3 protein-coding genes and 3 pseudogenes are annotated in these 6,522 nt (G+C 69.5%); 4 read left to right on the forward strand and 2 right to left on the reverse strand.

Annotated elements, in window-relative coordinates; genetic code table 11:
• Window positions 1-371, reverse strand: a pseudogene (locus A5712_RS21825) (TetR/AcrR family transcriptional regulator); the annotation flags it as partial.
• On the opposite strand from A5712_RS21825, the pseudogene A5712_RS21830 reads away from it, so the two are divergent.
• The 3 genes and pseudogenes from A5712_RS21830 to A5712_RS21840 all read left to right on the forward strand — a co-directional run.
• Window positions 361-1,167 (forward strand): annotated as a pseudogene (locus tag A5712_RS21830) (Ig-like domain-containing protein); the annotation flags it as partial. The pseudogenes A5712_RS21825 and A5712_RS21830 sit on opposite strands and share 11 nt — an antisense overlap.
• Before the next feature lie 130 nt (window positions 1,168-1,297).
• Window positions 1,298-1,885, forward strand: coding sequence for a TetR/AcrR family transcriptional regulator (locus A5712_RS21835; protein ID WP_068109631.1), 588 nt, complete (start codon window positions 1,298-1,300; stop codon window positions 1,883-1,885).
• Window positions 1,882-4,131 carry a molybdopterin-dependent oxidoreductase gene (locus A5712_RS21840; protein WP_068109634.1) on the forward strand — a complete coding sequence of 750 codons (2,250 nt, stop codon included), beginning with the start codon at window positions 1,882-1,884 and terminating at the stop codon, window positions 4,129-4,131. Before A5712_RS21835 ends, A5712_RS21840 begins: the two co-directional genes overlap by 4 nt.
• A 48-nt stretch (window positions 4,132-4,179) precedes the next feature.
• Here the strand turns inward: A5712_RS21840 and A5712_RS21845 are convergent, their stop codons facing one another.
• Window positions 4,180-6,165: a M13 family metallopeptidase gene (locus A5712_RS21845; RefSeq protein WP_068109638.1), complete on the reverse strand. Its 1,986-nt coding sequence runs from the start codon at window positions 6,163-6,165 to the stop codon at window positions 4,180-4,182.
• A 42-nt stretch (window positions 6,166-6,207) separates the two neighbouring features.
• Here A5712_RS21845 and A5712_RS21850 point away from each other — a divergent pair.
• Window positions 6,208-6,522, forward strand: a pseudogene (locus tag A5712_RS21850) (hypothetical protein); the annotation flags it as partial.

A 6,522-nucleotide genomic window follows, 5' to 3' on the forward strand; every position in this document is an offset into this window, starting at 1 on the left:
TCGAGCGCGCTGGTCGCCAGCACGGCCAGTTCGCCGGCCCGTTCCGCGGGAACCCCGTCCGCGACGAAGCGCGCGGCGATCAGGTCCGACCAGCGGTCGAACACCGCGGCCGCGCGCTCGACGACCGGCGCCATGCGTTCGCGGTCGGATTGCTCGCCGGCCTCGACGGACACCGCGACGACGGGGCAGCCCGCGCGGAAGTCGCTGTCGAGCAGCTGGCGGCGGTACTTGTCGATCAGCGTGTCCAGCAGCTCGGCGCTGCCGGTCGCCTCGGTGATGAAGGCGGCCACGTGCTCGCCGGCGTAGTCGACGGCCTCGCAGAGCAGCTGGGTGCGCCCGCCCGGGAAGTAGTGATAGGCCGACCCGCTCGCGCCGCCGCCGTTCACCTTCCCCGGCGCCCAGCCGGCGGCCTCGGGACCGGCCGCCGGGCAGAACCCGACACCGTTCACCGGCACCGCCCCGTTCGGGCCGCCGTCGTTCGTCCCGAAAAACGGCTCGACGGTCGGCGTGGCGCAGCCGATCATCATCAACTTCCCCGGGACCGTCGAGGACGCCGGCGCGGCCATCGACGCGGTGCACGTGATGTCGACCCCGCCGGTGCCGGGCAAGTTCTACTGGATGACCCCGACCCAACTGCGCTGGCGCCCACTGAGCTTCTGGCCCGCCCACACCGCGGTGACGGTCGACGCGGGGGGCACGGTGATGAGCTTCCAAACCGGTGACACGCTGGTCGCCACGGCCGACGACGCCACGCACCAGCTGACCATCACCCGCAACGGCACCGTGGAGAAGACCTTCCCGATGTCGATGGGCATGACGTCCGGTAACCACCAGACGCCCAATGGCACCTACTACGTGCAGGACAAGAAGGCGTCGGTGGTGATGGACTCCTCGACCTACGGGGTCCCGGTCAACTCGACCTACGGCTACAAGGTGACGGTGGAGGACGCGGTTCGCTTCGACAACGTCGGCGACTACGTGCACAGCGCGCCCTGGTCGGTGGACGACCAGGGCAAGCGCGACGTCAGCCATGGCTGCATCAACATCAGCCCCTCCAACGCGAAGTGGTTCTTCGACAACTTCGGCCCGGGGGACCCGATCGTCGTGAAGAACTCCAGCGGTGGTGACTACAAGAAGAACGACGGCTCCGCCGACTGGATGAACTAACTCCCACGAGCAGTCCCCCGCAAGCGGGAGGTCCCCCCAGCAAAATCGCCCTTTCCGGCTCGGAATAGGGCGATTTTGTGTCTGCTCGGCATCTTTTGCGCGCCGCCCGATTATGTATAGCATCATACATATGCGCAGCCCCCGCGAGCGGATGGTGGTTTCGGCCGCGCTGCTGATCAGGGAGCGCGGCGCGCACGCCACGGCCATCTCCGACGTTCTCGAGCACAGCGGCGCGCCGCGCGGGTCGGCCTATCACTACTTCCCGGGCGGGCGCACCCAGCTGCTCTGCGAGGCCGTCGACTACGCCGGCGAGCACGTGGCCGCCTTCATCACCGAGGCGACCGGCAGCGCCGAGCTGCTGGACACGCTGATCGACAAGTACCGCCGCCAGCTGCTCGACAGCGACTTCCGCGCGGGCTGCCCCGTCGTCGCGGTGTCCGTCGAGGCCGGCGAGCAATCCGACCGCGAACGCATGGCGCCGGTCGTCGAGCGCGCGGCCGCGGTGTTCGACCGCTGGTCGGACCTGATCGCCGCGCGCTTCGTCGCGGACGGGGTTCCCGCGGAACGGGCCGGCGAACTGGCCGTGCTGGCGACCAGCGCGCTCGAGGGCGCGATCGTGCTGGCGCGGGTGCGGCGCGACCTGACGCCCCTTGATGTCGTGCACCGCCAGCTACACCGACTGCTCGCGGCCGAGCTCTCCGAGAGGAATTCGCAATGACCACCACCGACTGGCAGCCCACCGCGTGCATCCTCTGCGAATGCAACTGCGGCATCGTCGTCCAGGTCGAAGATCGCCGGCTGGCCCGCATCCGCGGCGACAAGGCGAACCCCGCCTCGCAGGGATACACCTGCAACAAGGCGCTGCGGCTGGACCACTACCAGAACAACCGCGCCCGCCTGACCTCGCCGATGCGGCGCCGCGCCGACGGCACCTTCGAGGAGATCGACTGGGACACTGCCATCGTCGAGATCGCCGAGGGCTTCAAGCACATCCGCGACGCCTACGGCGGCGACAAGATCTTCTACTACGGCGGCGGCGGGCAGGGCAACCACCTCGGCGGCGCCTACAGCGGCGCCTTCCTGAAGGCGCTCGGGGCCCGCTACCGTTCAAACGCGTTGGCGCAGGAGAAGACCGGCGAGGCCTGGGTCGACGGGCAGCTCTATGGCGGTCACACCCGGGGCGAGTTCGAGCACGCCGAGGTGTCGGTGTTCGTCGGCAAGAACCCGTGGATGTCGCAGAGCTTTCCCCGCGCCCGCGTGGTGCTCAACGAGATCGCCAAGGACCCGGCGCGGTCGATGATCGTGATCGACCCCGTCGTCACCGACACGGCCAAGATGGCCGACTTTCACCTGCGGGTGCGGCCCGGGACCGACGCCTGGTGTCTGGCCGCGCTGGCCGCTGTCCTCGTCCAGGAAAACCTGTGCAACGAAGCGTTTCTCGCCGAGCACGTGCGCGGCGCCGACGTCGTCCGGGCCGCGCTGCGCGAGGTCCCGGTCGGTGACTACACGCAGCGCTGCGGGGTCGACGAGGAGCTGTTGCGCGCGGCGGCGCGGCGCATCGGCGCCGCCGAGAGCGTAGCGGTGTTCGAGGACCTCGGGATCCAGCAGGCGCCCAACAGCACCCTGTGCTCCTACCTGAACAAGCTGCTGTGGATCCTCACCGGCAACTTCGCCAAAAAGGGTGGACAGCACCTGCATTCGTCGTTCGCGCCGCTGTTCAGCCAGGTCTCCGGTCGCACGCCCGTCACCGGTGCGCCCATCATCTCCGGGCTGATTCCGAGCAACGTGGTGCCTGAGGAGATCCTGACCGATCACCCGGACCGCTTCCGCGCCATGATCGTCGAAAGCGCCAATCCCGCGCACTCGCTGGCCAATTCGGCGGCCTGCCGCGAGGCCTTCCAGGCGCTGGAGCTGATGGTCGTCGTGGACGTCGCCATGACCGAGACCGCCCGGCTCGCCCACTACGTGCTGCCCGCGGCGTCCCAGTTCGAGAAGCCCGAGGCGACCTTCTTCAACTTCGAATTCCCCGGCAACGCTTTCCAATTGCGCCGGCCGCTGCTCGAGCCGCTGCCCGGGACGCTGCCCGAGCCGGAGATCTGGGCCCGCCTGGTGCGCGCGCTGGGCGTGCTCGACGAGGCCGACCTGCGGCCGCTGCGCGAGGCCGCGCGCCGGGGCCGCCAGGAGTATGCCGAGGCGTTCCTCGGCGCGGTTGCGGCGAATCCCACTGTGGCGAAGCTGGTTCCGTACGTGCTCTACGAGACGCTGGGGCCGACGCTGCCCGACGGATTGGCCGGCGCGGCCGCCGCGTGGGGCCTGGCGCAGAAGACCGCCATGGCCTACCCCGAGGCGGTGCGGCGGGCCGGTCACGCCGACGGCAACGCGCTGTTCGACGCGATCCTCGACAACCCGTCCGGGGTGACATTCACCCTGCACACCTACGAGGACGACTTCGCGCTGATCAGCCACGCCGACCACAAGATCGCGCTGGAGATCCCCGAAATGCTGGACGACCTAAGGGCTTTGGCGGCGGCACCGCCCCAGCTGACCACGCCGGATTTCCCGATCGTGCTGTCGGTCGGCGAGCGGCGCGCCTACACCGCCAACGACATCTTCCGCGACCCGTCCTGGCGCAAACGCGACGCCGACGGGGCGCTGCGCGTCAGCGTCGAGGACGCCCAAGTGCTGGGGCTCGTCGACGGGGGACGGGCCCGCGTCAGCACCGCGGCCGGCAGCGCCGAGGCGACCGTCGAGGTCACCGAGACCATGCTGGCCGGGCACGCCGCGCTGCCCAACGGTTTCGGGCTGGACTACGTCGGCGAGGACGGGCGCACCGTCGTCCCCGGGGTTGCGCCCAACTCGCTCACCTCCACGGAATGGCGCGACCCCTACGCGGGCACGCCGTGGCACAAGCACGTGCCGGCGCGCATCGAACGATGCCGAGCAGACGCAGAATCGCGCGTTTAGCGGCCAGATTGTGCGATTCTCCGTCTGCTCGCGGGTCAGAGCGGTGGCTTAGTTCCAGATCCTGACCCGGTTCGCCGGCGCCAGGTACAGCCCGTCGCCCTCGGCCACGCCGAAAGCCTCATAGAACGCGTCCATGTTGCGGACCACGCCGTTGCAGCGGAACTCCGGCGGGGAGTGCGGGTCGACCGCCAGCCGCCGGATCGCTTCCGCCTCACGCGATTTGGTGCGCCATACCTGCGCCCAGCCGTAGAACACGCGCTGCACGCCGGTCAGGCCCTCGATGAGGGGGGCGGGCCGGCCGTTCAGCGACAGCTGGTAGGCCAGCAGCGCGATCGACAACCCGCCCAGGTCGCCGATGTTCTCCCCGACGGTGAAGGCGCCGTTCACGTGGTGGCCGTCGCCGAGGCCGCGCGGCACGTACGCGTCGTACTGCTCGATGAGCGCCTTGGTGCGTGCGCCGAACTCGGTCCGGTCGTCGTCGGTCCACCAGTCGACCAGGTTGCCGTCGCCGTCGTACTTGGCGCCCTGGTCGTCGAAGCCGTGGCCGATCTCGTGGCCGATCACCGCGCCGATCCCGCCGTAGTTGGCGGCGTCGTCGGCGTCGGCATCGAAGAACGGCGGCTGCAAAATGGCTGCGGGGAAGACGATTTCGTTCATCCCCGGGTTGTAATAGGCGTTGACGGTCTGCGGCGTCATGAACCACTCGTCGCGGTCCACCGGGCCGCCGAGCTTAGCCAGCTCGCGGTCGTGGTTGACCGCATACCCGCGCCGGTAGTTGCCGTACAGGTCGTTGCGGTCGATGACCAGCTTCGAGTAGTCGCGCCACTTGTCCGGGTAGCCCACCTTGGCGGTGAACTTCTCCAGCTTGGCCAGCGCGCGCTCGCGGGTCTGCGGCGTCATCCAGTCCAGCTCGCCGATGGACTGGCGGTACGCCGCCTTCAGGTTGTCCACCAGCGCGTCGATGCGGGCCTTGGCGCCCGGCGGGAAATGCCGCTGCACGTAAAGCTTTCCGACGGCGTCGCCCATCAGGCTTTCCACCAGGGCCACCGCCCGCTTCCAGCGATCCCGGATCTGCTCGGTGCCGGTCAGCAGGCGACCGTAGAAGTCGAAGTCCGCGGCGACGACGTCGTCGGTGAGCCAGGCGGCGCGGGCGCGGATCAACCGCCAACGCGCCCAGCGCTTCCAGTCCTCGAGGTCTTCGCTGTCCCACAGCGCCGCGAACGCGGCCAGGTAATCCGGTTGGCGCACAACAACTTCCGCGAGCGAGTCGCGGGTGCCGCCCAGCGCGGTCGCCCAGCCGTCCCAGTCGAAGCCGGAAGCGTCGGTCCGCAGCTCGGCGAACGTGCGCAGGTTGTAGGTGAGCTCGGCGTCGCGGCGCTTGACGACGTCCCAGTGGGCGGCGGCGAGCTTGGCCTCCAGCGCCACGATGCGGGCCGCGGTGTCCGCGTGGGTCTCGGGGTCGGCACCGTAGACGAGGCCGAACATCCGCGCGATGTGCCCCGGGTAGGCGGCCAGCACCTCGGCGTGCCGCTCCTCGCGGAAATAGGACTCGTCGGGCAGGCCGATGCCGGACTGCGCGAAGTGCGCCAGGTAGCGCGCCGAGTTCTTGGCGTCGGTGTCCACGTACATCGCCACACCCCCGCCGACGCCGGTGCGCTGCAGGGCGCCGACGGCGGCGGCCAGGGCCGCGGTGTCGGCGCAGTCGTCGATGACGGCCAGCTCGTCGAGCAACGGCTGGACGCCCCGGCGCTCGACGGTGTCCTCGTCGAGGAAGCTGGCGTAGAGGTCACCGATGCGTTGCTGATCCGTCCCCTCGGCGGCGCCCTGCTCGCTGGCCTCCACGATCAGGTCACGCACCTGCTCTTCGGCGCGGTCGTACAGCGCGCGGAAGGCGCCGTCGGTCGCCCGGTCCGGGGGAATGTCGTAGTCCGCCAGCCAGCGGCCGTTGACGTGGCCGAAAAGGTCGTCTTGGGGGCGTGCGTTCGCGTCGACAAAGCTCAGGTCGACGCCCGATCGGATGGCCTCTACTGTCACCCCGCCATCCTTCCATCTTCTTTTGGATGCGACGATCGGCCCATGTCAGACGACGCCGACGTGGAATCCGAGGATCTCGAAACCGAAGACGACGTCGAATCCGAAGACGAATCCGAGCCCGCGGGCGGGCGAATCTTCTCGATCTACGGCATCGCGTCGACCGTGCTCGGCGTGCTGGCGGTCGCCGCCGTCGTGCTCGGCTACGTCATCTGGTCCGCGCACCGCGACGAGATCGCCGAACGCGTCTACCTGAGCCGCGTCATGGCGACCGCCGCCGAGTGGACGGGCGTGCTGATCAACATGAACAGCGGCAACATCGACGCCAGCCTGCAGAAGCTGCACGACGGCACGGTCGGG

Source organism: Mycobacterium sp. E2327, from assembly GCF_001672675.1.
GTDB lineage: Bacteria > Actinomycetota > Actinomycetes > Mycobacteriales > Mycobacteriaceae > Mycobacterium.